General features: G+C 34.9%; 16 protein-coding genes. 10 read left to right on the top strand and 6 right to left on the bottom strand.

What is annotated here, in order from left to right:
* Positions 1 to 72 precede the first annotated feature (72 nt).
* Entirely contained in the window at positions 73 to 822 is a 750-nt protein-coding gene (locus BB050_RS13670) for a DeoR/GlpR family DNA-binding transcription regulator (protein WP_008468392.1), read from the bottom strand.
* A gap of 249 nt (positions 823 to 1071) precedes the next feature.
* Between BB050_RS13670 and BB050_RS13665 the strand changes: the two genes are divergently transcribed.
* From BB050_RS13665 to BB050_RS13630, 8 genes are all read left to right on the top strand, one after another.
* Positions 1072 to 4344: a SusC/RagA family TonB-linked outer membrane protein gene (locus BB050_RS13665; protein WP_066033916.1), complete on the top strand. Its 3273-nt coding sequence runs from the start codon at positions 1072 to 1074 to the stop codon at positions 4342 to 4344.
* Between the two features lie 32 nt (positions 4345 to 4376).
* Complete coding sequence (locus tag BB050_RS13660) at positions 4377 to 6113, top strand: RagB/SusD family nutrient uptake outer membrane protein (protein WP_066033915.1); 1737 nt, start codon at positions 4377 to 4379, stop codon at positions 6111 to 6113.
* A 255-nt stretch (positions 6114 to 6368) separates the two neighbouring features.
* The gene (locus tag BB050_RS13655; RefSeq protein ID WP_066033914.1) at positions 6369 to 7571 is read left to right on the top strand and encodes an exo-beta-N-acetylmuramidase NamZ family protein; all 1203 of its coding nucleotides are present in this window, start codon (positions 6369 to 6371) and stop codon (positions 7569 to 7571) included.
* Positions 7572 to 7866: 295 nt separating this feature from the next.
* A complete protein-coding gene (gene murQ, locus BB050_RS13650) occupies positions 7867 to 8694 on the top strand; it encodes an N-acetylmuramic acid 6-phosphate etherase (protein ID WP_008468383.1) in 828 nt (275 codons plus the stop codon).
* Positions 8695 to 9044: 350 nt separating this feature from the next.
* Positions 9045 to 10553 (top strand): sodium:solute symporter, encoded by a 1509-nt coding sequence (locus BB050_RS13645; RefSeq protein WP_066033913.1) that lies wholly within the window; start codon positions 9045 to 9047, stop codon positions 10551 to 10553.
* 74 nt (positions 10554 to 10627) lie between these two features.
* Positions 10628 to 13624, top strand: coding sequence for a glycoside hydrolase family 3 N-terminal domain-containing protein (locus tag BB050_RS13640; protein ID WP_066035167.1), 2997 nt, complete (start codon positions 10628 to 10630; stop codon positions 13622 to 13624).
* A gap of 99 nt (positions 13625 to 13723) precedes the next feature.
* A complete protein-coding gene (locus tag BB050_RS13635) occupies positions 13724 to 14995 on the top strand; it encodes an acyltransferase family protein (RefSeq protein ID WP_066033912.1) in 1272 nt (423 codons plus the stop codon).
* 294 nt (positions 14996 to 15289) lie between these two features.
* A complete protein-coding gene (locus tag BB050_RS13630; protein WP_066033911.1) occupies positions 15290 to 16777 on the top strand; it encodes an aminotransferase-like domain-containing protein in 1488 nt (495 codons plus the stop codon).
* Positions 16778 to 16920: 143 nt separating this feature from the next.
* Here BB050_RS13630 and BB050_RS13625 read toward each other — a convergent pair whose 3' ends face one another.
* Positions 16921 to 19065: a catalase gene (locus tag BB050_RS13625; RefSeq protein ID WP_066033910.1), complete on the bottom strand. Its 2145-nt coding sequence runs from the start codon at positions 19063 to 19065 to the stop codon at positions 16921 to 16923.
* A gap of 269 nt (positions 19066 to 19334) precedes the next feature.
* Here BB050_RS13625 and BB050_RS13620 point away from each other — a divergent pair, with 269 nt between their 5' ends.
* Both BB050_RS13620 and ligD read left to right on the top strand, forming a co-directional pair.
* Complete coding sequence (locus BB050_RS13620) at positions 19335 to 19817, top strand: hypothetical protein (RefSeq protein WP_066033909.1); 483 nt, start codon at positions 19335 to 19337, stop codon at positions 19815 to 19817.
* The gene (gene ligD / locus BB050_RS13615; protein ID WP_066033908.1) at positions 19804 to 22365 is read left to right on the top strand and encodes a DNA ligase D; all 2562 of its coding nucleotides are present in this window, start codon (positions 19804 to 19806) and stop codon (positions 22363 to 22365) included. Before BB050_RS13620 ends, ligD begins: the two co-directional genes overlap by 14 nt.
* On the opposite strand, the gene ku is transcribed toward ligD, so the two are convergent.
* From ku to metN, 4 genes are all read right to left on the bottom strand, one after another.
* Positions 22362 to 23141, bottom strand: coding sequence for a non-homologous end joining protein Ku (gene ku, locus BB050_RS13610; protein WP_008468370.1), 780 nt, complete (start codon positions 23139 to 23141; stop codon positions 22362 to 22364). The genes ligD and ku overlap by 4 nt on opposite strands.
* Before the next feature lie 232 nt (positions 23142 to 23373).
* Positions 23374 to 24186: a methionine ABC transporter substrate-binding lipoprotein MetQ gene (gene metQ, locus BB050_RS13605; protein ID WP_066033907.1), complete on the bottom strand. Its 813-nt coding sequence runs from the start codon at positions 24184 to 24186 to the stop codon at positions 23374 to 23376.
* A 43-nt stretch (positions 24187 to 24229) separates the two neighbouring features.
* A complete protein-coding gene (locus tag BB050_RS13600; protein WP_066033906.1) occupies positions 24230 to 24883 on the bottom strand; it encodes a methionine ABC transporter permease MetI in 654 nt (217 codons plus the stop codon).
* Positions 24876 to 25907, bottom strand: coding sequence for a methionine ABC transporter ATP-binding protein MetN (metN, locus tag BB050_RS13595; protein WP_066033905.1), 1032 nt, complete (start codon positions 25905 to 25907; stop codon positions 24876 to 24878). The genes BB050_RS13600 and metN overlap by 8 nt, the downstream gene beginning before the upstream one ends.
* Positions 25908 to 26113: the final 206 nt, after the last annotated feature.

Genomic DNA, 26113 nt, shown 5'->3' with positions numbered 1-26113 from the left:
TTTGCGTTTTTTAACACAATAAAATTAAAATACCGCAACAAAACGCAAAAAACATATTGCATAAGTTTAAAATTATAAGATAAAGACTCCCGATTTTCTATATTCATCCAGCCTTTCATCTTCTGGATCTAATTCTGTCACAATAGTATCCAACTGCGTAAGATCACATACGCCGTGAGGCATTTTGGTATTTAACTTATTTGAAGCAAACATCGACACGACCCTATCAGAAGCTTCTATCATAGCTTTTTTAACAATAGATATTTCATAACCTACTTCTGTAAGTCCCTGTTTGATATTAATGCTGCTGGCGCCAATGAAACAAATGTCGGCTTTAATTTTAGATACTACCTGAATCACATCCATTCCTATTGTCACCATTGCGTTTTTTTGCATTTTTCCGCCAATAAAAATCAAATCTATATTAGGGTGTTGAGACAGCTGCATAGCGATCGGTAAACTATAAGTATATATTGTAGCTTTTAAATCGGCCGGAATTAACTTTGCAAAAACCAGATTGGTACTTCCTCCGCTCATTATAATAACCTGATCGTCATGAAGAAGAGATAATGCTTTTGTTACAATCTTCTTTTTTTGTTCTTCTGCAACAATAGCAATATCAAATACATTATCGGACTTTTCTTTTACTTGAACAGCGCCTCCGTATACTTTCTCTAACAGCTTTTTGCTGTCCAATTCGTTCAAATCTCTTCTAATCGTATCTTCTGACAAATCGAGAGCCAAAGCTAAATCTGTTGTAACAACTTTTTGGTCTTCAATAAGTTTAGTCATTATATATTTATGTCTTTCGGCTTTCAGCATGTTTTTATAAAAGTTAAAATTCATCACAAATATATCAAATATTTTATTCGATATTAGAAAAAGCCACAAAAACTGCAAAATCATGCATTAGTAGGATTTTAAAAACAAATTCAATTCTTATTTTTCATTTAAAAATGCGTTATTTTGCGTTTTTTAAATTATTTTTAGAAAAAAAACACATAAAAATGCATTTGTATGCAATAAATAGATATATTTGCTCAACAACAACCATAAAAAACCAGATTAATCATGAAAAAATTACTCTTTATTACAGTGTTGGTTTTGTGCATTCAAACAGCATTTGGACAAGCAAAAACAGTTACTGGAACAGTAAAAAACAAAGCAGATGGATTTCCGATACCTGGAGTCAGTGTTATGATTCAAGGGACTTCCAACGGAACTACAACTGATTTTGATGGAAATTTCAGCATAAGCGTCGCGTCAGGACGAAGCCTTAGCTTTAGCTACATGGGCTTTGAAACGCAAGTCGTGAAAGTTGAAGGGCAACAAAAACTTAGTATTTCACTTGCGGCGACTGCTGCAAAATTGGATGAAGTAGTTGTCGTGGGATTCGCTTCTCAGAAAAAAGCAAATCTTACTGGCGCAGTTGCTAAAGTAGATGTAAAGAAAGCTTTAGGAAGTATTCCTATTACAGATATTACAAAAGGTCTTCAAGGAACTACTCCTGGACTTAACATTACTTACAATTCAGGAAACATAAGCAAAGGATCAAAAGTTAATATTCGTGGAGCCGGAACTATTGTTAATGGCGAAGTTTCAGGATCCCCGCTTATTTTGGTAGATGGTGTTCCAGGAGATTTATCATTATTAAATGCAGAAGATGTAGAATCGATGTCTGTACTTAAAGACGCCGCTTCTGCTTCTATTTATGGTGCTCGTGCTGCGTTTGGAGTTATATTAATTACTACTAAAAGCGGTAAAAATGCAAAAGGCAAAGTAAGATTCTCTTACAGCAGCAATACGGGCTGGAGTAACCCAATCTCTTTAGTTAAATTTAATGACCCTACTGTAGAGCTTCCAGCAATGATTGAGGCTCAAGCTAGAGCTGGTAATGCTAATCCAGAGTCTTTCGGTATGAACTACAAAACGTTATTGCCTGGTATCATTAACTGGAAAGAAAAATATGCTGCAACAAGAAATCCTAATGACAAAAATATGATCTTAGGAGAAGATTTCGACGTGATTGGCGGAAAAGAATATTTCTACAGAATTTGGAATCCTCATGATGAAATGTTAAAAAAGAATGCGTTGCAAACGCTTCATAACTTATCAGCACAAGGTTCTTTGGGAGAAAAAAGTTCTTTTATTGTTTCGTTAGGTTTAGCGAATCAAGAAGGTGTAATGAAAATCAATAACGAAACTAACAAAAGATTCAATCTTAACCTTGGTTTGACTACACAGTTAGCAAGCTGGCTTACTGGAGATTTTAAAGTATTAGGAACTTTCCAAGAATACGATTCTCCTTTTAACTATTATAATAATGGTGTGGATACTGCTGGTAATGGCTATTTTGGATACTACATGCGTTGGGGGTCTTATTTCCCATATGGTACTTACAATGGCACTTACTTCAGACATGCTCCAGGTTACATGGCAAATGCATCTCAGAATGAAAACAAGTCAAATGATATGAGGATAAGCGGAAGACTTACTGCTCAAATTACAAAAGACTTTAACATAGTTGGGGAATATAGTTTTAATAGCAATTTTTCAAGTCTAAAAATGAATGGTGGTCAAGTACCGCTTTGGGACTGGTGGACTAGTGCAGCTGACTTAGTTGCTGGAAAACCTACTTCTATGGAAGTTGGAAATGATTTTGTGGCACAAGCCAAATCATCTTATATAAGAAATGTAGCGAACATTTTTGGAAATTATACGAAAACATTAGGAGAGAATCACAACTTTAAAGTATTGGGAGGTTTGAATACAGAATGGTATGATTTTGAAAGAACTTATGCTCGTAGAAATACACTTTTAGACAAAAGCAAACCAGAATTTAATTTAGCTATTGGCGACCAGTTTACTTCCCCTCTTGTTTCTAATGATATTTTAAACCCAGGCTTATCAAGATACGCCATTGCAGGATTTTTTGCACGTGTGAATTACGATTACAAAGGAAAGTATCTATTGGAAGTAAACGGACGTTATGACGGTTCATCAAAATTCCCTACTGATGAGCAATGGGGATTCTTCCCTTCTGCTTCTGTTGGATATCGAATTTCTGAAGAAAGTTTTATGGAAGGTACAAGAGGTTGGTTAAATGATTTGAAAATCCGCGGATCTATAGGTTCAATTGGAAATCAAAATATTGCTAACAATGCCTTTTTACCAACCATGACTAACTCTAACCCTTTCTGGATAGGCAGTGGAGCAACTGTTCCTCCTTCTGTTAATCAACCATCAAACGTTGATCCAGATTTAACTTGGGAAAAAGTTACCACTCAAGACATTGGTATCGATATTAGAATATTTAATATGCTAGGTTTGACTTTTGATTACTATCAACGTGATACTAAAGGAATGTTAGCTCCGGGTAAAACACTTCCAGGTTCATTTGGTCAGGCGGCTGCTAATACAAACTCAGGAAATTTAAGAACAACTGGTTGGGAGTTAGCGCTTAACTTCAATAAACAGATAAACAAAAACGTAAACATTTATGCAGATCTTACGCTTTCTGACAATACTACAGAAGTAACTCAATGGAATAATTCTGCTAAATTAATAAGCACTTCTTCTTTTTATGCAGGTCAAAAAATAGGTGAAATCTGGGGATTAGAAACAGACCGATTAATTCAATCAACAGATCAAATTGATGCAACTGGATTAATTATAAATGGTGTTGATTATAAAAATTTAAGAACAGGTGCGTTCAAATATGGTGCTGGAGATGTAATGTATAAAGACTTAAACGGAGATGGAGTAATCTCAAGAGGAGACGGAACAGCTACTAATCCTGGAGATTTAAAAGTTATTGGAAACACTACGCCTCGTTACCAATATGGAGTACGTCTGGGAAGTGCCTTATACGGATTTGATATTGATGCTTTCTTTCAAGGAGTTGGAAAACGCGAATACTGGGCAACTTCAGACTTAGTATTACCATTCTACAACAGAACAGATGCTATGTATGAGAACCAGAATGACTACTGGACACCAGAAAACACAGATGCGTATTTCCCTAATCCATACCCAGGACATGCAGGTAATGCTTTTGGAACTTATGCTCCTGGATCAAATAACTTTGTTGCACAAACACGTTATTTATTAGACATGTCTTATTTACGTTTAAAGTCTGTTACTGTTGGGTATACTTTCCCTAAAACCATTACACAAAAAGTCGGAATTGATAAAATTAGACCGTATATTTCTGCTCTAAATTTAGCTACTTGGAAAAGCAGCAAATTGCCAGTAGACCCTGAAATCAATGAAACTGAAGCAGCTTGGGGAAGAACTTTCCCTTATTCTAAAACATGGTCAATTGGTGTACAAATTGCGTTTTAAAAAATGTATTTAAAAACTAAAAATGAATCAAAATGAGAAAATTTATAATAAACTCCAGAATAAAACTTTCAGTTGCCTTGCTTACTTTTGCAAGTCTAGCTGTTAGCTGTTCAGATTTTTTGGATACACCACCAGAAGATGTATTTACAGATGATAATTTTTGGACATCAGAAAATAACGTAAAAACATATTCTTGGCTAAACTATAATACCTTTAATGGATACGGAAATAATGCTGGTACTACAGCTGATTTTTACTTTCATGCTACCGCTACAGGATTGATAGATGACAACTTGGCGATGAACGTTTTTACTAACTTTCTAACGGCTCCTAATGCAACTAACTCTAACTGGAACGAATATTACACTTTGATCCGTCGTTGTAATCTTATGTTAGAAAGAGTACCAAATGTACCTATGGATCAAGTGAAGAAAAACCACTATATAGGTGTTGCCAAGTTTTTTAGAGCTCATACTTATTTTCGTTTAGCACAGCAGTTTGGCGATGTGCCTTATACAGACCAATATTTGGCTCAAAGTGATGCTAACGTATACAAACCCGCTTTATCAAGAGCAGAAGTTATTGACAATGTAATTAAGGATTTGGAAGAAGCAATTCCAATGCTATTAAATGTTGATGACAATAATGTTACTGTAAATAAATATACTGCTTATGCATTATTAAGCCGTGTGTGCTTAACAGAAGGTACTTACAGAAAATACAATTTAGGACAGAATGGAAGCACTTATCTTCAAAAAGCAAAAGATGCTGCATTGGCTGTAATGAATAACAATTCTTACAAATTAAATGCCGATTGGAAATCACTTTACAATTCTGTTGAATTATTAGGAAATACTGAAGTAATTTTAGCAAAAAGGTATATTAAAGGTGTTTTAGGAAATGGAATACAAGCCTATACCAATACCTCTACTGTTCAAAACGGATTGACAAAATTTGCTGCAGAAAGTTATGTAACAACTAACGGATTGCCAATTAAACAAGCTGGAAATACTCAATATTTAGGAGATAACACTATTGCCAACACTTTTGCCAATAGAGATCCAAGATTTGCTAAAGCTTTCAGTACAGCAGATTACGCATACTCAGACAAGCCATACAATGGTTTAACCTCTATAACAGGTTATGTATTCCAGCTGTATAATAATCCTGCGACAACAGGAACAGAGGTTACCACAATTGGACAAAATCAGATTGATGCTCCGGTTTTTACCTTAAGCGAAGTTTATTTGAATTATGCTGAAGCATGCGCAGAATTAGGTACAGTTACTAATAACGATCTTAATCTATCAATTAACAAAGTTCGTACACGTGCAGGAATTGCAATTTTGACTACAGATGGCACCAATGCAGCAGCTAACGGAGTACAGATAGATGACCCGCAAAGAACAACTGCATTAGAACAAATTTCAGGAATTGTTAATCCAATTATATGGGAGATTCGTCGCGAGCGCAGAATCGAGTTTATGAGTTGGACTACCATGAGAAAAGAAGATTTAATGCGTTGGAAAAAAGGAGATTACTTAGACACAAATGCTAATCCTGATGTTGCTTTAGGAGCTAAAATAGTAGCTCTAATAGGAACTAATTCTAAAACAAAAGTAAACGCAGAAGGATATGTAATTCCTTATGCTGCTGGTGTTGCAAGAACATTTGTTTCGCCAAAGAATTACTTAAGCGCTATACCAACAAATGATATTAATTTATACGCTGCAGAAGGTGTGGAATTAAAACAAAATCCAGGCTGGTAATATAGTAAAACTTAATAATTGCCTCCATATAATACACTGCCTCTGAAATGAGAAATTTTAGAGGCAGTATTTTAAAATACTCTTTTTAAACACGTTGTGACCAATAAAAAAGCCAAATAAAAATTTACACCTGATTCATACAGGTTATTCTTGTTAGTTTTTAGATTCCCCAAATCTTCCTAAAACATTCATATACTCCGATAAAATATTAATTTTATTAGTCCAATTCGTCTTTAACTAATAACTGTATTTAAAATGATAAAATATATAGCAAAAAGTGCTTTTGTTGCAGCGCTTCTGTTTTGCGCGCCTTTATATTCGGCAGCGATTCTGCCAATTAAGCACCATAATTCAGAGGAACTCAATTATGCCGTTATAAAAACGGGAGCTGACAACTACGAAAAATACTTACCGCTTTTAAAAGATAAAAAAGTCGGAATTGTAACCAACCAAACAGGAATTTTATCCAACAAAACACATGTGGTTGATTTCCTTTTGGAGAAAAAAATTGCTGTTCAGACTATTTTTGCTCCAGAACACGGATTTAGAGGAACTGCCGACGCCGGCGAACATATTGTTGACGGAAAAGACCCAAAAACAGGTTTGCCGATTATTTCACTTTACGGCGACAACAAAAAGCCAAAACCTGCGCAGTTATCTGGAATTGATGTCATGATTTTTGACCTGCAAGATGTTGGTGCACGATTCTATACCTACATTTCTTCTTTACACTATGTAATGGAAGCTTGTGCAGAAAACAACGTTCCGCTTATTGTTTTTGATCGTCCAAATCCAAATGGTTCTATTGTAGACGGACCTCTTTTAGAAAAAGAATTTACCAGTTTTGTTGGTATGCACCCTATTCCGCTTCTTCACGGAATGACAATTGGCGAATATGCGCAAATGGTAAATGGAGAAAAATGGCTGAAAGATGGCGCTCAATGTAAACTAACAATCATTCCTTGTATAGATTACAACAGAACTATGCCATACAGTTTATTGGTAAAACCGTCTCCAAATTTACCTAACGATCAATCTATAAATCTGTACGCCAGTTTATGCCTTTTTGAAGGAACAAATGTGAGCATGGGACGCGGAACTGAAAAACAATTTCAAATCTACGGCTCTCCATATTTAAGCAAAACCAATTTCAGCTTTACTCCAAAGCCCAATTTTGGTGCAAAAGATCCTTTATACAACGGAAAAGAATGTTTTGGAGAAGATTTAACCGCATATCCAAAATTGAAACAATTAGAATTGAAATGGCTTATTAAAGCGTATCAGAATACCAGCGACAAGACAAAATTCTTCAACGCATTTTTTACCAAACTCGCAGGAACAAAAAAACTGCAACAGCAAATTGAAAGTGGTGTTCCTGAAGCTCAAATAAGAAAAACTTGGCAGAAAGATCTTGAAGCTTTCAAAAAAATGCGAACAAAATATCTAATTTATAAATAATACTTCAGTTCCCTTAGACTTAATTTTTTAAACAATAGAAACATAGACTTTGATAGACTTACAAAAAAGCGTTTGATTAGCATAAACACACACACATATATATTGCTATGCAGAAATGTAGTTCTCTTTGGTTTGTTTTTTAAAGATTGGTTACCTTTTTAAACAAAAATCAAGAACTGTGTTTCTATGTTTAAAAATTAAATTTTATTCTAGATAAAAACAGCAAACTATTAATGTAAAATAGAGAAGCCTGATATTAGAAAAATCTCGGTTTCAAAAATCAAAAAAAAGAAAAATGAAAAATAAAAATCCTGAAACTGAACAAGAATCTTTGTACAAAGACTTGGATCAAATGAGCGTGAAAGAACTTCTTACCAACATTAATACAGAAGACAAAAAAGTTCCGCATATTATTGAAGAGCAAATTCCTAAAATAGAAAAACTGGTTAAAGCCATTGTGAAAAAAATGCAATTGGGCGGAAGACTATTTTATATTGGAGCCGGAACTTCTGGGAGAATCGGGATTTTAGATGCATCAGAATGCCCTCCTACTTTTGGTGTCCCGCATGATATGATTATCGGAATTATAGCTGGTGGAGACACTGCAATCAGAAAAGCAGTTGAAAATGCCGAAGATGATACCGAACAAGCATGGAAAGATTTAGCCAAATTTGAAATTTCAAGTCTTGATATGATTATCGGAATTGCTGCTTCTGGAAACACGCCATATGTTTTAGGAGCACTTAAAAAAGCAAAAGAACACAACATTAAAACGGGAAGTATTTCTTGCATCAGCAACGGATTAATTGCTCAAGAAGCTGATTACCCGATTGAATTGATCGTGGGTCCTGAATTTTTAACAGGAAGTACGAGAATGAAAGCAGGAACAGCTCAAAAACTAACCTTGAACATGATTTCTACTTCGGTAATGATCAAGTTAGGAAAAGTAAAAGGCAACAAAATGGTTGATATGCAGCTTTCTAACGAAAAATTGGTAAAACGCGGCATTAAGATGATTATGGAAGAATTAGGAATTGAATATGAAGTAGCTGAAGAATTATTGCATAAACATAAAAGTGTAAGGGCTGTTCTATTGGCTCACAGCAAAAATCAGGAAAACTAAAAACCACACTATCAAAATCTTTTTATAGATTTATCCAAATTCAAAAGCTGAATAAATTCATTTTTTGGAGTTTTTAACACCGACCTGACCGACTAAAATCCGTCAGGTCAATTAAAAAACAGCTTCTAGTTTATATTTAACACATAGAAACATAGTTCTGAGATTTCAGGATTGTGTCAAAAAAAGAAATAAAAGAAACTAGTTTCCACATATAGTATAGCCTATGTTTACTTAAATTAATGGAACGCCTTTTTTAAAATTTAAAAAAAACTATGTTTCTATGTGTTAAAATAATTGCAGCCAACGGCTTTAAATAATTTATAAAAACCAAAAATCACCAAAACTATAAAATGACACCAAGTACCATCCTTCTCCTTATTATCATTTATTTCGGAACATTATTCTATATCTCACATCGAGTAAGCAAGAAAGACAGCGGAAATGAAGCTTTTTTTACAGCCAATAAAAATTCAAAATGGTATTTAGTGGCTTTCGGAATGATCGGAACTGCATTGTCAGGAGTAACGTTTATATCTGTTCCTGGAGAAGTTGGAGCACCAAGCGGTGAACAATTTAAGTATTTTCAGTTTGTATTAGGAAATGCGCTTGGATTTATTGTCATTACAAAGCTTTTACTGCCTCTATATTATCGAATGAATTTGACTTCGATTTATGGTTATATTGAGCAGCGAATGGGTGTTTTTAGCTATAAAACAGCGGCTTCAATTTTCTTAATCAGCCGAACTATCAGTTCAGCATTCAGATTGTACTTGGTTGTAATCGTTTTACAGCGTTTTGTATTCGATTTTTATCACGTTCCTTTTGCGTTTACTGTTTTAATTTCGCTACTGTTAATCTTCTCTTACACTTACAGAGGCGGATTAAAAACGATTATTATTACAGATACTTTACAGACTTTCTTTCTAGTAACTTCTGTTTTTCTTACCATTTATTTCATTTGTGACCGAATGGATTTGAGTGCCATCAGTGCATTTGAAGAAGTAAAAAACAGCAATTATTCTAAGATATTTTTCTTTGATGATTTTATGGGAAGTAAATTCCATTTTGTTAAACAAATTCTGGGAGGAATGTTCGTAACTATTGCCATGACAGGTCTGGATCAGGATTTAATGCAAAAGAACTTGAGCTGTAAAAACATTGGCGAAGCACAAAAAAACATGTTTACTTTTACAGGAATCTTTGTTATCATCAACATTTTCTTTTTGAGTGTCGGAGCCTTATTATATATCTATGCAAACAAAAACGGAATTGCTGTTCCAACCGATTTAATTACAGGAAAACCAAGAACCGATTTACTTTTTCCTGAAATTGCTTTAAACCATTTAGCGCTTGTTCCTGCAATTGTATTTTTACTAGGAATTATTGCTGCCACTTTTGCAACCACAGATTCTGCCCTAACAGCCTTAACCACTTCTTTTTGTGTTGACTTTTTAGGAATGGACAAAGCAGAAAATAGCCATAAGAAAAACACCGTGAAAATTAGACATTTAGTACATATCAGTTTCTCTGTTTTGGTCTTTTTTATCATTTTAATTTTTAACTCAATCAATGACAGCTCTGTAGTGGGAATGATCTTTAAGGTAGCTTCCTACACTTACGGTCCATTATTAGGATTATACGCCTTTGGTTTGTTCCAAAAATCAAGACATGTAAACGACAAACTAGTTCCTTTTATCTGTTTGCTTTCACCGTTGTTTACCTATTTCATCAATGAGTATTCTAAAGTTTTATTTGCAGGATATGTTTTTGACAATGAATTAATTATACTAAACGGATTAATTACGTATTTAGGATTATTTATTACCAGTTCACGCAGTGAAAAAGAAATAAGTTTCTAATTCAGTTATTACTATTGATGAATCAATTTGAGTGTAAGAGCATTAAATTCAAATTGATTCTTAAAAAAAATGATATGAAAAATCCATTCATAAAAATTAGTTTATACGCCGCTTTTATATTTTTAATTACCAATTGCGCATCCAAAAAAAATAATGGCGCAACAGATGATAAAAAGGATATTCCTTTAAAAGACACTGTTGTTTACGTGCCAAAAAATACTTCAGAGAAAAAAACTTTTTTCAAAGATTCTGATCAGGAAACGGCTTGGGTTGACAGCATTTATAACAAAATGACCGCACAGGAAAAAATCGGGCAACTGTTTATGGTTTCTGCCTATTCTAACAAAGATTCTGTACACGTTAACCAAATCAGCAAACTGATTGAAGATTATAAAATAGGAAACGTTATTTTCTTCCAAGGCGGACCAGTTCGTCAGGCGAAATTAACCAACTTATACCAATCAAAAGCAAAAGTTCCTTTGATGATCGGAATCGATGCTGAATGGGGCTTGGCCATGCGTTTAGACTCAACATACCGTTATCCGTGGAATATGACTTTGGGTGCGATTCAGGATCTAAAATTAATTGAAAATGTGGGAAAAAATATGGCAGCCGAAAACAAGCGAATCGGCGTTCATTTTAACTTTGCTCCTGTTTTGGATATTAATACTAATCCGAAAAATCCAATTATCGGAAACCGTTCTTTTGGTGAAGATAAGGTTAATGTGAGCGAAAAAGCAATTGCTTTAATGAAAGGAATTCAAGGAAATGGCGTTTTCTGTACAGGAAAACATTTTCCGGGGCACGGAGACACCTCAACCGATTCGCACCACGCCTTGCCTACCGTAAATTTTTCTAAAGATCGTTTAGAATTAGTCGAATTATATCCATACAAAAAATTATTCGACGAAGGTTTGGCTTCTGTAATGGTGGCGCATCTTAATATCCCTAGTTTAGAATCACAGCCAAACTGTCCATCTTCGGCTTCTTATAATGTGGTGACCAATCTGCTGCAAAAAGAATTGGGTTTCAACGGATTGATTTTTACTGATGGTCTGGCGATGAAAGGCGCAGCCAATTTTAAAGGTCCTGGAGATTTGGAAATTGCAGTCATTTTGGCTGGAAATGATATTTTACTTTGCCCAGAAAATGTACCCGTTGCTTTTCAGAAATTGGAAGTAGCTTACAACGAAAAAGTAATTACAGAAGAGCGATTGGCACATTCAGTAAAAAAAATATTGCATTACAAATACAAAGCAGGATTAAACAAATACAAGCCGATTGATTTAAACAATTTATACAATGATTTAAATCCGACGCAAAATGATGCTTTACATTATAAATTGTATGAAAATGCAATTACAGTTCTAAAAAACGAAAAAGAAATCCTTCCGATAAAAGATTTAAGTGAAAAAATCGCGTATATCAAATTAGGTGAAGATACGAACAGCGCTTTTGTTTCGACCTTAAAAAAATATACTGAAATCTCAGAAGTTAAAGACACCAATCTTGACAGTCTGAATAAGGAATTGAAAAAATTCGACAAGGTTATTATCAGTTATCATAAAGTAAATAAAGCTTGGGAAAAACAGGAATTTACGTTGCAAGAAATGCTTTGGCTGAAGGAAATTGCCAAACATAACAAAGTAATTTTAGACATTTTTGCAAAACCATATTCGCTTTTATCCGTTTCAAATTTTGATGACATCGAAGGATTAGTGGTTTCGTATCAAAACTCAGACATTAGTCAAGTCGTTTCTGCAGAATTAATTTTTGGTGCTATAGAAGCTAAAGGGAAATTGCCTGTTTCCATCAATGATGCTTTCCACGTAAATGATGGTTTAACTACAGAAAAACTAAATCGTCTGGCCTTTACAGCTCCAGAAAATGCAGGAATGAATCCGGCAATTTTATCTAAAATTGACGCCGTAGCACAAAAAGCAATTGACGGGAAAATGGCTCCAGGAATGCAGGTTTTGGTTGCCAGAAAAGGAAACGTAATTTTTCAGAAATCGTACGGAACGCAGACTTATGATAACGGAAAAAAAGTGACTGATTCTGATTTATATGATGTTGCTTCGATTTCAAAAATAATTTCAACACTACCAAATGTGATGCAATTGTACGATAAAAATAAAGTAGAACTGGATACCAAACTGAAAGATATGTTGCCTTTTTTTGCCAAAACAAACAAAGAAAACATCACTTTCAAAGATTTGTTGAACCATTACGCAGGACTTCAAGCTTGGATTCCGTTTTACAAAGCGACATTAGACAAAAACAATCAGCCTTCTGAAAAATATTATCGAAAAGTAGCCGAAAACGGTTTTACAACAAAAGTAGCCGACAATCTTTATATTCGAAATGATTACCATGACACGATTATGAAAATCATTGCTGAAAGTCCTGTAGCACTAAAAAAAGAATATAAATACAGCGACTTTACTTTTATCATTTTAAAAGAATATTTAGAAAGAAAAACACATAAAAAGCTAGAAGATCTGAGCAAAGAAAATTTCTTTAGCACATTAGGGATGACGAATACGCTTTACAATCCGCTCGATAAATTTGACAAAAGCAATATAGCTCCCACTGAAATCGATAATTATTTCAGACATCAGGCAATTCAAGGTTACGTGCACGACATGGCCGCAGCAATGGAAGGCGGAGTGGCAGGTCACGCGGGAATTTTTTCTAATGCTATGGATGTTGCCAAAATGATGCAACTGTTTTTGCAAAAAGGAAATTACGGAGGCGTTCAATACTTTTCTCCTCAAACTTTTGATGCTTTTAATACTTGTTATTATAAAAATCAAGGCGTTTTAAGAGGTTTAGGATTTGACAAAAGAGTACACAAAGGCGGACCAACCTGCGATTGTGTTTCTGAAGCCAGTTTTGGCCACACAGGATTTACTGGAAACATGGCGTGGGCAGACCCAGAAACCGAAATCGTGTATGTATTCTTATCTAACAGAACCTATCCAGAAGTAGTAAATGACGAAAATAAATTAGCCAAAGGAAAAATCCGAGAAGAAATTCAACAAATCATTCAAGATGCAATTATCAAATAAATTCCAAATTTTAAATTCCAAATTCCAAACTCAAAGAGCATAAAAAATCTTGCTTCTTGCATCTTTCATCTTTAAAAAAAATCTAAACTATCAAAACCAATGACAAAAGAACGTTTAACCTCACTCGATGTCTTTAGAGGATTTACTATCTTCTTAATGACGATTGTCAATAATCCGGGAAGCTGGTCATCTATTTATCCGCCCCTAGAACACGCCGAATGGCATGGTTGTACGCCTACTGACTTAGTTTTCCCGTTTTTTGTATTCATAATGGGAACCGCAATTCCATTTGCAATGCCTGTAAAACATTTTGATGGAAGTGTATTCAATAAAATTTTAGTCCGTTCGCTTCGAATTTTCTGTTTAGGGTTATTTTTAAGCGTTTTCAGCAGAATCCATTTATTTGGTTTAGAAGGAATTCCGTTATTAAGTTTGAGATTAATTGTTGCTTTTGCAGTAGCTTACGCCCTTTTAGGAAACTTTTCGATGAAAGTCAAAACCATTTTGGCCGTTGGTGTATTTTTAATTCTTATCTCATTATCATTTAGCGGACTTGAACATTTTGAAGACACCAGAATTCCAGGCGTTTTACAGCGAATTGCGATTGTGTATTTCTTTACTTCAATTTTATATCTAAAAACAAATTTAAAAACACAGCTTTTAGTTTTAGCTGGACTTTTAGTTGGATATTGGCTTGTAATGGCTTTTATTCCTGTTCCAGGATTTGGTCCTGCCAATTTCGACAAAGGAACCAATCTTGCGGCTTGGATAGACGATACACTTTTAAACGGTCATTTATGGGCATCGTCTAAAACTTGGGATCCAGAAGGAATCTTAAGTACCTTGCCAGCAATTGGAACAGGAATTTTAGGAATGTATATCGGCCAACTTTTAAACTTATCTGTCGATAAAATCGAAATTGTAAAAAAGACAGCAATTGCAGGAACTGCTTTAGTAATTGGAGGGTTAATTTGGAACATCTTCTTCCCTATTAATAAATCACTTTGGACAAGTTCTTATGTTTTATATACAGCTGGAATTGCAACGTTATGTTTAACATTATTGTATTACATAATCGATATTAAAGGGCATAAAAAATGGACAAAATTATTCCTGATTTGGGGAGTAAACCCAATGATTGTGTTTTTCTTTTCTGGAATAATTCCGAGAGTTTTAAGCACTATAAAAGTAGCAGATCCCGAAAAAGCTGGCGAAGAAATTGGCCTTCAGGCGTACATCTATAATCATGGAATTGTACCTTGTTTTGAAAATCCGTTAAATGCATCTCTTGCTTATGCATTGTCTTATGCCGTTTTCTGGTCGTTTATCTTGTGGATCTTCTATAAAAAGAAACTAATTTTTAAAGTTTAACTATTTTTTTAAAACACATAGAAACATAGTCTTGCAAACTTAAAAAGGCGTTTCAATTTAAATAAACATAGCTTAGCGATGTGTGGAAACTTGTTTCTTTTGGCATCTTTTTTTCGAAACAAAAACTATGTCTCTATGTGTTAAAATTAAAATATATATACTATTTCAGCCGGACGTAATAGTTTGATTTGGTCATCGCTCTGATACTTGTTGTAAGATCGTTTTTCTTTTTTCTAAAAATTTTGAGAAAAGCAGTATCTTGCCGTACCAATAAAAAGTATTAGTTTATAAATTATGGATAGTCCGGTTGAAATTCCTTTTAAAAGCTTTATTCAGCTAAAACCAGAAGAGAGCACTGCCATTTATCTGCAACTCGTTTTTGAGTTTATCAAAGCCATACAAACGGGTTTTCTTCCTGAAGGCACCAAACTTCCAGGCACTAGAATTTTATGTAAAGTGCTTTCCGTTAACCGAAATACTTTAATCAAAGCCTTTCAGGATTTAGAATCGCAAGGTTGGATTGAAACACTTCCGAATAAAGGAACTTTTATTTTATCGCAGCAAAAGCAAAAAAATAAAGCCGAATTTACCATTTCGAAAGAACAAAATTCGTCCGATAATGTCGGTTTCAGTTTTCAGCGTTCTACTATTCTTGAAAGTCCCATAGAAAATAGTAATCTGCCGTATCAGTTTAATGACGGAACGCCCGATTTACGATTGGTGCAAACTGATGTTTTAGGTCGGTTATATGTCTCAAAACTAAAAAGAAGAAAAACATCCAAAACTTACGAACAGATAGAATTGCGTTCGCATTTGAACTTTAAAACTCATTTTTCTAATTATCTGAATTTAACCCGCGGAATCCGCATTTCTACTTCCAATCTTCTTACGGCAAGCAGTCATGAAATTGCATTGTATCTGGTTACAAAAGTGCTCATAGCACCCAAAGATAAAGTTGTTGTAGCTTCTCCAGGTTATTATATGTCAAATATGACGCTAACCAATACGGGAGCACAAATTATTTCTATTCCTGTAAATGCGGATGGAATTGACACCAAGCGTTTGAAGGAAATTTGCGAAACATCAAAAATCAGGGTTTTATATCTGACCTCCAATTATCATTATCCTACGACCATTTCGCTTAGCGCTAAAAAGAGAATCGAAGTTTTGGAATTGGCCAATCAATATGGATTTGTGATTTTGGAAGACGATTATGATTTTGATTTTCATTACGACAATAATCCAGTTTTGCCTTTGGCCGCTTTCGATTCCAACCAAAAAGTGGTTTATATCGGTTCATTCGGGAAATCGCTCCCTTCAGGTTTTAGTTATGGTTTTGTGGCTGCGCCAGCAGAATTTATTAAGGAACTAGAGAAACATCAAAACATTCTCGAACCAAGAATAGATGTTATAAAAGAACAAGTTTTAACCGAATGGATTACCGAAGGTGAAGTGCATCGGCTTTCCAAAAAAAATAAAAAGACTTATAAAGAACGTCGCGATTATTTTGTTTCACTTTTAAACGAAAAACTAAAAGGTAAAATCAAATTTAAGATTCCGCCTCGAGGATTGGCCATTTGGATTGAGTGGCTAGATCACTTTAATCTGATACAATTTCAAAAGGAATGTGCCAATAATAGCTTGTTTCTGCCGAAAACCATTTTATACCAAACCAAAAATCTTACTGCTACACGTTTAGGATTTGGACATTTGGAAAAAGAAGAAATGGAAAAAGCAGTTTCTATTTTGAGTGAAAGTTTGGAAATAATTTTAGCGAAATAATTTTCATATAACCCGTGGTTTCAGCCATGAGAATGCAATGAAATTCCTCTCCGAATGTCCCTATATTTGAATATAAATGCGCATAAACAGCTGTTTATTCTAAAAAAAATGGCTGTCTTTTTCGACAGCCAATTGTGCAATTATTATAAAGTTTTTTCTCTTTCCCAAAAACGGTGTTTTCCTAAAGCTTTTATAAAAGAAACACTTAAAGTTTTATCGGCTCTATTTTCACTCATTAAAACTCCTGGATCTTTGTCTTTTATATCACTACTGCTTTTTATAATCTGAGTTCCTTCTCCTTCAGCTGCAATAAATTTACAGTGATGATATGAGTCATTTAAAAACTCTTTAACTTCTTTAATTTTTGAAAGATCGGCAATTCCTTTTCCAGCTGGAATAAAAACACCATCAAAAAGCACGGAAGCCGCAATTTTATAGGTTTGATCAACTGAAATTTCTGTACCTTCTTCAGAAACAATTGTTCCTAAATGCGGAGCTATGATAATCGCTTTTGCGCCTGCGTTTTGCAGAGCTGTTTTCATCGCTTTCACCGAATCGGCACTTACGCCTTCTGTACATAAAAAAGCAATTTGTCGCGTTGCAATGGTATTCGAAAGCGTCGGATTTTTAAGCATGCTCAAAGCATCTGAATGAGTTATATTCTGATTTACTTTACTAGGTTCTTGAGTACCTTTATCGTCTGCTCCAACTCCATGATTAATCGGTTTTTCTATATCTTTTGGAACTGGAATTCCTAAATTTTTTCCAACGGTTGCAGCTAAATTGGCATCAACTTGATTTAAAAGCCCAAGCATTCTTTCTCTTACCGAAATTGCTTCGACTTTTCCTAATTCAAAAGATAAAGCACTCGCAATATGATCTTGCTCTACAGGAGTCTGGCTATTATAAAAAAGTTTTGCTTGGCTAAAATGGTCCGAGAAACTTTTGCTTCTTGCTCGTACCTTATGGGCATCAACACGTTCATTAAAACTCACAAATCCGCCCTGATCCATTTTGGCTTGAAACGGGCATCCTCCACCTAAAGAATTTGGATGGTAACTTACTTTTCCCACCGCAATTTCCTGACGCATATGTCCGTCGCGCTGATTGTTGTGCATTGGAGCAATGGTTCTGTTAATTGGAATTTCATGAAAGTTCGGGCTTCCTAATCTTGACAATTGAGTATCAGTATATGAAAATAATCTTCCTTGCAACAGCGGATCATTTGTAAAATCAATTCCAGGAACAATATGTCCTGGGTGAAACGCAATCTGTTCGGTTTCTGCAAAAAAATTATCTGGATTTTTATTTAAGACCATTTTTCCGATAATGGTTACCGGAACCAATTCTTCTGGAACTAATTTTGTTGGATCAAGCAAATCAAAATCAAATTTATGCTCGTCACTTTCCGGAATAATCTGAACGCCTAATTCCCATTCTGGAAAATTTCCCGCCTCTATGGTTTCCCACAAATCTTGCTTATGAAAATCTGGATTTTTTCCTGATATTTTTTGCGCCTCATCCCAAGCAACTCCATGCGTGCCTAATTTGGGTTTCCAATGAAATTTTACAAAATGAGATTCATTTTTCTCATTTACAAATCTAAAAGTGTGGACACCAAAACCTTCCATCATTCTTAAACTTCTCGGAATCGCTCTGTCACTCATCACCCACATAATCATGTGCATTGATTCGGGCATTAGTGAAATAAAATCCCAAAAAGTATCATGTGCCGAAGCCGCCTGAGGAATTTCATTATGAGGTTCTGGTTTAACGGCATGAATTAAATCTGGAAACTTCATTGCATCTTGAATAAAAAATACTGGTATATTATTTCCAACCAAATCAAAAATGCCTTCCTGAGTATAAAATTTGACTGCAAAGCCGCGAACATCTCGAGCTAAATCTGTAGAACCTCTAGAACCTGCTACGGTAGAAAAACGAACAAAAACAGGCGTTTTAATACTGGTATCGTTTAAGAAGCCCGCTTTGGTATATTTTTCCATTGTTTTGTACAATTCAAAATAACCATGAGCTCCCGAACCTCGCGCATGAACGATGCGCTCTGGAATTCTCTCGTGGTCAAAATGGGTAATTTTTTCTCGCAGTATAAAATCTTCCAAAAGAGACGGACCTCTTTCTCCTGACTTTAAAGAATTGTTATCGTCATTAATTTTAACGCCTTGGTTAGTAGTTAAAAACTCATTCTGAGCACTAGATTTATTAAATTCCAAATCATTCTGTTTGCCATCCGAGTTGTCTTGGTTTGTTTTTTTTGAATTTTTCATTTTCTGTTGATTTTACATTTATCATTCAATGAACTATAAATTTCTACTTTGGTTTGTGAGACATTTCTCTAAAATAGGTCAACAAATTTAGGAGGCTTTTTAGGTTTAACTTTATACAATTAAGCTTAAGGATTATAACATTCTAATCACAATCAAAATGAAAATCAGCACTTTACTTATAATTATATAATTACAACTTGTTAATCCTATAACAGGAAAAGCCATTCCGAAAGTACCTTTGAAATAGAGTTTAATTCAAAAAAAAGCTTATGATTTTTTTCATCATTATACAATTAATTTTAGTTGCTATTGGGGCGACATCGGCTATGACTTGGTTTAGTTATGTGATGTCGGAGAATTTCAGGGAATTGTATAAAGAACCTGTTTTATTGAGTTTTGCTCTAAAGAAAACAAACATCACCCTTTCCGAAAAATCTCGGAAAACGTGGGGATGGCTGATACACTATATTATTGGTTTTCTATTTGTTATGGGATATCATATGGTATGGGTGAAGAATATTTTGCCAATTTCGCCACTCAGTGCGCTTATATTAGGCGTTATCAGTGGTGTAATTGGAATACTAAGCTGGATCGTTATATTTAAAATGACCGACCATCAACCCCCAATTGATTTTAAAGGTTATTACATTCAGCTGTTCTTTGCCCATATTATTTTTGCCGTCACAGCAACCGCGCTCTACTCTATTATACTAACTATTTTAACCCTTCTAAAAGCTTATGTCACTGTCTAAATACAATCAGAAAAGAGATTTTAAACAAACGCGTGAACCGAAAGGAAAAATCGAAAAATCAGCAAGCGAGCTAATTTTTGTCGTGCAGAAACATGCTGCGTCACATCTTCATTACGATTTTAGGTTAGAGATGGACGGTGTTTTAAAAAGCTGGGCAGTGCCAAAAGGCCCGTCGATGGATCCTGAAGTGAAACGTCTAGCTATGATGGTCGAAGATCATCCGTACAGCTATAAAGATTTTGAAGGCACCATCCCAGAAGGAAATTACGGTGCTGGAGATGTAATTGTATGGGATAACGGAACCTATACTTCTGATGAAAAAACGGCTTCTGACGAAAAAAAATTATTGAGCGATCTGGCAAAAGGACATTTGAGTTTTATTTTAAAGGGCAAAAAATTGAAAGGTGAATTTTCTTTAGTCAAGCTTCATGGAAAACAAGAAAATGCTTGGCTGCTAATTAAGAAAAATGATAAATATGCTTCTGAAGAAGATATTTTAGAGAAGAATAAATCGGTTATTTCTAAAAGAAGTCTAGAACAATTGGTTGAAAAATCTGAAAAGCTCACTTCAAAAAGCGAAGAGAAAACTACTGAGAAAAAAGCAGTAAAAAAAAAGTCCAACCCAAAAGCTGACATCGCCGAATTTTTAAAACCCATGCTTGCCAGCGTAAGCGAAAAACCTTTTGATGATGACGAATGGATTTTTGAAAATAAATACGACGGCTACAGAACGATTGCCGTTATTAATCCGCAACAGGTTGATTTGTTCAGCAGAAACGAGCTTTCTTTTAATGCTAATTTCAAACCCATTGCCGAAGAATTAAAACAAATTGACCACACTGTAGTTTTGGATGGCGAAATTGTAGTAGAAAATGATGCTGGAAGAGCCGATTTTCAGCTGCTTCAAAACTATATGAAAACAGGAATCGGGAATCTAAAATATTATGTTTTTGATTTATTGAATTTGGACGGAAATCTCATTACGGAACTCTCTTTATTGGAAAGAAAAGAACTGCTCAAAATTCTCTTTAATAAATATCCTTTTTCTAATGTTTCTTATTCTGAACATACCCTTGGCGACGGAATTAAACAATTTGAAAAAGCCGTTAAAAATAAAACTGAAGGCATTATTGCCAAAAGAGCAGACAGCACTTACACTATAAATCGAAGAAGCACCAACTGGCTTAAAATAAAAACAGCAAATGAAGAAGAAGCTATTATAATCGGCATTACCGAACCGCGAAATTCCAGAAAATATATTGGCGCTCTTTTACTCGGACAATACGATGGCAAAAAACTGCAATATATTGGCAAATGCGGAACTGGTTTTACAGAAAGCACGCTAAAAGATTTATATACCAAACTAGAACCGCTATTTACAGCCAAATCTCCGCTTGACGAAAAAATTCCGATACGCGATAAAATTCAGTGGGTAAATCCAAAAGTGGTGTGTCAGGTTAAATTTTCAGAATGGACTCAAGATCAACATTTAAGACATCCCGTTTACCTCGGAATTCGAATTGATAAAAAAGCAGAGGAAGTTTTTTTATCATTCCCAAAAGACGATTCAACTCAACTAAATTCAGATGAAATGACAATTACACCAGAAAATAAAAAGGAAAAAACAGAAAACGATTACGATTTAAAAGTCGGAAAAACAGTTTTGCATCTTACTAATCAAAACAAAGTCTATTTCCCAAAAGACGGCATCACTAAGGGCGATATTATTCATTATTACAATGAAGTTTCAGAATTGATTCTGCCTTATTTAAAAGACCGTCCAGAATCAATGAACCGTTTTCCTAACGGAATTGATTCGCCGAGCTTCTATCAGAAAGATGTTGATGTAGATAAAATTCCGAAATGGCTCAAAACCAAAAAAGTCTTCTCAGAATCTAATAATGCCGACATCGATTATCTCATCTGTAATAATAAGGAAACATTGCTTTATATGGCAAATTTGGGCTGTATAGAAATGAATCCGTGGAACTCGACAACCAAACACATTCAGAATCCAGATTGGCTGGTAATTGATTTGGATCCTGCAGGAAATGATTTTGCTCCTGTGATAACAACCGCTTTGGTGGTGAAAGAAGTTTTAGACGAATTGGAAACCGAATGTTTATGTAAAACTTCGGGTGCTTCTGGACTGCATATCTATATTCCGCTTGGCGCGAAATATGATTATGATTCCATAAAAATTCTTGGCGAATTAATAGCAAAAGAAGTGCAATCCAGACTTCCAGATATTACTTCAATTGAAAGAAGCATCAAAAAGAGAAAAAATAAACTGTACATCGATTTCTTGCAAAACCGACGTGGGCAAACTTTAGCGGCCCCGTATTCTGTTCGACCAAAACCTGGCGCGACAGTTTCTACGCCTTTGGAATGGAGCGAAGTGAATGAAAAACTGCATCCGTCGCAATTTACCATCAAAAATGTCTTGAAACGTTTTGAGAAAAAAGGAGATTTGTGGACTCCCGTTTTATCAAAAGGAGCCGATATTAAAAAGATTATTCACAAACTAGAAGAAAATCAAAACGTTTAAGAAGATTTTTTCTTTTTGGTTTCCAAACTGGCTTTCAGCATTTCCATTAAGTCGTCGCTTTGTTTGTGTACGACTTTTAGTTTTGGAGCAGTTTTTTTGAGTTTTCCTTTGGCTTTCTTTTTAATGATATCCAAAAGTTTGGCGGTATATTCGTCTTTAAAACCAGAAATATCAAATTTCTCGGTAAGCTGATCGATTAGTTTTTCGGCCATGTCCATTTCTTTTGTAGACTTTTTGGACATTGGCGGAAGCTTTAATTCATCTGTACTTCTAATTTCCTGTTCAAAACGAATTCGGTTTAAAACAATGACATTTTTGTACGGTTTTAAAATAGCCAGACTTTCTTTGTTTCTTAAAACAAATCTCGTAACGCCAACTTTTCCTGAAGCTTCAAGCGCATCACGAAGCAATCCATACGCATTCATCGCGCCTTTATCGGGTTCTAGATAATATGGCTGTTCGTAATAAATACTTTCAATTTCTTTTTCGAAAGCAAAACTTTCAATATCGATTGTTTTGGTTTTAATGGCATCTGCAGCTTCAAAATCGGAATCTTCCAGAATAACATATTTGCCTTCAAGATTATACCCTTTTACGATATTAGCAAAATCTACTTCTTTTCCTGTGTCTTCATTGACACGCTTAAACTTGATATTGGCGTGATCTTTTGCATCAAGCATGTCCATATCCAAACTGCTTTCCTGCACCGCCGAAAACATTTTTATCGGAATATTAATTAATCCAAAACTTACCGAACCTGTCCAAATTGATCTCATGGCTTTTGCTTTAAAATTGAACTCTAATTTAGTTCAACCAAAAAACGTAAGCCTTACAAAATCAAAAAATTACTTTATAAAATTATGAGTTTTGAGTTTTGAATTATGATTTTTACTGATGTGTTCACGTGGTTGAAACCACGGGCTATGTTTGAATATATGCTATACGACAAAAAAAATGAGCTATGAATTACAAGTGTCATCACACTCATAATTCATAACTTAAAAAAAATTACCAGCCTCTTACAGCACCGCCTTTAAACTCGCGTTCAGCTGCTTTTTCCACTTCTGGAGATTGAAAAGCTTGTAAAAACTGTTTTACTTTTTCTTCGTTTTTATTGTCTTCACGGCTTACGACCAAATTTACATAAGGTGAATCTTTATCTTCAACAAACAAAGCGTCACGCGAAGGAACCAATCCAGCTGCAGACGCAAAAGTATTGTTGATGATCGCGATAGAAACATTCTGGTCGTCTAAAGCTCGAGGCAATTGAGGCGCTTCTAACTCTAAAATTTTTAAATTTTTAGGATTGCTTACGATATCTGTTACTTTTGGCAATAAACCAACACCTTCTTTTAGTTTCAATAATCCGTTTTTCTGTAAAAGTAGTAAAGAACGTCCGCCGTTTGTTGGATCATTTGGAATAATAATCGTGCTTTCGTTTTTCAATTCAGAAAGACTTTTTATTTTTTTAGAATAAGCTGCAATCGGGTATACAAATGTATTTCCGATAATGGCCAATTTGTAGCCTCTTTGTTTAGACTGCTCGTCTAAATATGGTTTGTGCTGAAAAGCATTTGCATCGATATCACCTTGGCTTAAAGCTTCATTTGGAATTACGTAGTCGTTAAACGAAACCAATTCTACTTCCAATCCGAATTTTTCTTTTGCCACTTTTTTAGCCGCTTCAGCCACTTTTAATTCTGGTCCCGATGCCACACCCACTTTTATAAAATGTGGATCGTTGTTTTTTTTGTTTCCGCAATTAACCAAAACAAAAGACAAAGCAAATATCCCGGCAGTTTTTAAAATATTTAATTTCATGATTGTTCTATTTTTTAATTTTTAATTCTAAATTTTTAATTGATTATCTGTGATCAAATCGCTTTGATAATCGGTCTCCAGCAAACTGAATCGCGAATACCAAAATGACCAATAATGCCAAAACCGAATTCATGGTCACGGCATCATAACCAATATATCCGTACTGATAACCGACTTGTCCTAAACCACCTGCTCCAACAGCTCCGCCCATTGCAGAATATCCGACAAGGGTAATTAAAGTAATAGAAGCTGCATTGATTAAAGAAGGAAGAGCTTCTGGCAATAATACTTTGTACACAATTTGCAAAGGTGTTGCTCCCAATGCTCTCGCCGCTTCGATTAATCCAGACGGAAGGCTCAACAAACTGTTTTCTACCAAACGGGCAATAAATGGCGCTGCACCAATGCTCAACGGAACCAAAGCCGCGCTAACGCCAATTGAAGTGCCAACAATAGCACGTGTAAACGGAATCATCCAAACGATCAAAATAATGAATGGAATGGAACGAAAAACATTTACTATAACTGATAATGTTCTGTTTAAAACGGGTTGGTCCAGAATCTGATTTTTACGAGTCAAGAACAATAAAATTCCTGTTGGAAGTCCTAATAAAAAACCGAAAAAGCCCGATACAAAAGTCATAACAATGGTTTCCCATGTTCCTTTTAACAATAAATCTATAAGAGAATCAGACATAACCTAAAATTTCTGTTTTAATGTGTTTTGAATTAAAATATTGAATCGCTGCATCGTAATTTTCGCGTTTTCCTGAAAGTTCAATCAGCATCACGCCAAAATTAACCTCGCCAGCCTGATCCATTTGCGCGCTGACAATTTTGAAATCGGTATCAAAAAGTCTTGAGACTTCTGAAATAACAGGCTCGTTAACTGATTTTCCTGTCATTTCCAGTTTCAATAATGGATTCAAATTACCGTTGTCATCTTTTTGCAATTTTTCCTGATAAACAGACGGAATCTCGATATGAAGCGAAGAAGAAATAAATTCTTTTGTCAGTTCATGTTTCGGATCTGCAAAGATTTCGCCCACACTTCCCTGCTCTATCAATTTTCCGTGACTGATAACCGCAACTTCATCACAAATCGATTTTACCACTTCCATTTGGTGCGTAATCAGCAAAACGGTAATGTTCAGACGTTTGTTGATGTCTTTCAATAAATTCAAAATCGATCTTGTTGTTGCAGGATCAAGCGCACTTGTAGCTTCATCAGACAAAAGCACTTTCGGATTATTGGCTAAAGTTCTTGCAATCGCCACTCTTTGTTTTTGTCCGCCAGAAAGACTTGCCGGATAATCGTTTGCTTTTTCCGCCAATCCAACCAATTGCAATAATTCTAAAACACGCGTTTTAATTTCGCTTTTTGAAATTCCTGCCAGTTCTAACGGAAAAGCCACATTATCAAAAACTGTTCTTGAAGAAAGCAGATTGAAGTGCTGAAAAATCATTCCGATTTGTCTTCTCTCAATCGCCAATTCTGCGTTTGATAATTGCATTAAAGATTTTCCATCAACTATAATTTCGCCAGAAGTTGGTCTTTCCAACAAGTTCACGCAGCGAATCAAAGTACTTTTTCCTGCTCCGGAAGTTCCAATTACACCAAAAATTTTTCCCTCAGGAACCTTTAAAGAGACATCAGATAAAGCAGCAACAATTCTGTCTTTCTGATAAAACGTTTTGGTTACATTTTTTAATTCAATCATTCTTTACGGTTTAAAAACAAGAAAGCCTTTCATAAATTAGTTGAAAGGCTCTTTCGAAATAAATTTTATCATTTTATATATTAAGCCAGATCAATAAACACCATTACAGCAGCACAGTACATCATACTGCAACGATAATAATTATTCATTTTCTGGTTCTCTTTCTTCATAGCGACTGCAAATTTAAATAGTTATTTTCAATTTTA

Origin of the sequence: Flavobacterium anhuiense (assembly GCF_001705175.1) — a bacterium.
GTDB lineage: Bacteria > Bacteroidota > Bacteroidia > Flavobacteriales > Flavobacteriaceae > Flavobacterium > Flavobacterium anhuiense.
This window is presented reverse-complemented; position numbering and strand designations above follow the sequence as displayed.

Excerpts from the sequence above, each read along its gene's own strand:
- ligD (WP_066033908.1), top strand. The coding sequence starts at position 19,804 with ATGTCACTGTCTAAATACAATCAGAAAAGAGATTTTAAACAAACGCGT.
- BB050_RS13645 (WP_066033913.1), top strand. The coding sequence starts at position 9,045 with ATGACACCAAGTACCATCCTTCTCCTTATTATCATTTATTTCGGAACA.
- BB050_RS13620 (WP_066033909.1), top strand. The coding sequence starts at position 19,335 with ATGATTTTTTTCATCATTATACAATTAATTTTAGTTGCTATTGGGGCG.
- BB050_RS13600 (WP_066033906.1), bottom strand. The coding sequence starts at position 24,883 with ATGTCTGATTCTCTTATAGATTTATTGTTAAAAGGAACATGGGAAACC.
- BB050_RS13625 (WP_066033910.1), bottom strand. The coding sequence starts at position 19,065 with ATGAAAAATTCAAAAAAAACAAACCAAGACAACTCGGATGGCAAACAG.
- BB050_RS13655 (WP_066033914.1), top strand. The coding sequence starts at position 6,369 with ATGATAAAATATATAGCAAAAAGTGCTTTTGTTGCAGCGCTTCTGTTT.
- BB050_RS13630 (WP_066033911.1), top strand. The coding sequence starts at position 15,290 with ATGGATAGTCCGGTTGAAATTCCTTTTAAAAGCTTTATTCAGCTAAAA.
- BB050_RS13640 (WP_066035167.1), top strand. The coding sequence starts at position 10,628 with ATGAAAAATCCATTCATAAAAATTAGTTTATACGCCGCTTTTATATTT.
- ku (WP_008468370.1), bottom strand. The coding sequence starts at position 23,141 with ATGAGATCAATTTGGACAGGTTCGGTAAGTTTTGGATTAATTAATATT.
- BB050_RS13660 (WP_066033915.1), top strand. The coding sequence starts at position 4,377 with ATGAGAAAATTTATAATAAACTCCAGAATAAAACTTTCAGTTGCCTTG.
- murQ (WP_008468383.1), top strand. The coding sequence starts at position 7,867 with ATGAAAAATAAAAATCCTGAAACTGAACAAGAATCTTTGTACAAAGAC.
- metQ (WP_066033907.1), bottom strand. The coding sequence starts at position 24,186 with ATGAAATTAAATATTTTAAAAACTGCCGGGATATTTGCTTTGTCTTTT.
- BB050_RS13635 (WP_066033912.1), top strand. The coding sequence starts at position 13,724 with ATGACAAAAGAACGTTTAACCTCACTCGATGTCTTTAGAGGATTTACT.
- BB050_RS13670 (WP_008468392.1), bottom strand. The coding sequence starts at position 822 with ATGCTGAAAGCCGAAAGACATAAATATATAATGACTAAACTTATTGAA.
- BB050_RS13665 (WP_066033916.1), top strand. The coding sequence starts at position 1,072 with ATGAAAAAATTACTCTTTATTACAGTGTTGGTTTTGTGCATTCAAACA.
- metN (WP_066033905.1), bottom strand. The coding sequence starts at position 25,907 with ATGATTGAATTAAAAAATGTAACCAAAACGTTTTATCAGAAAGACAGA.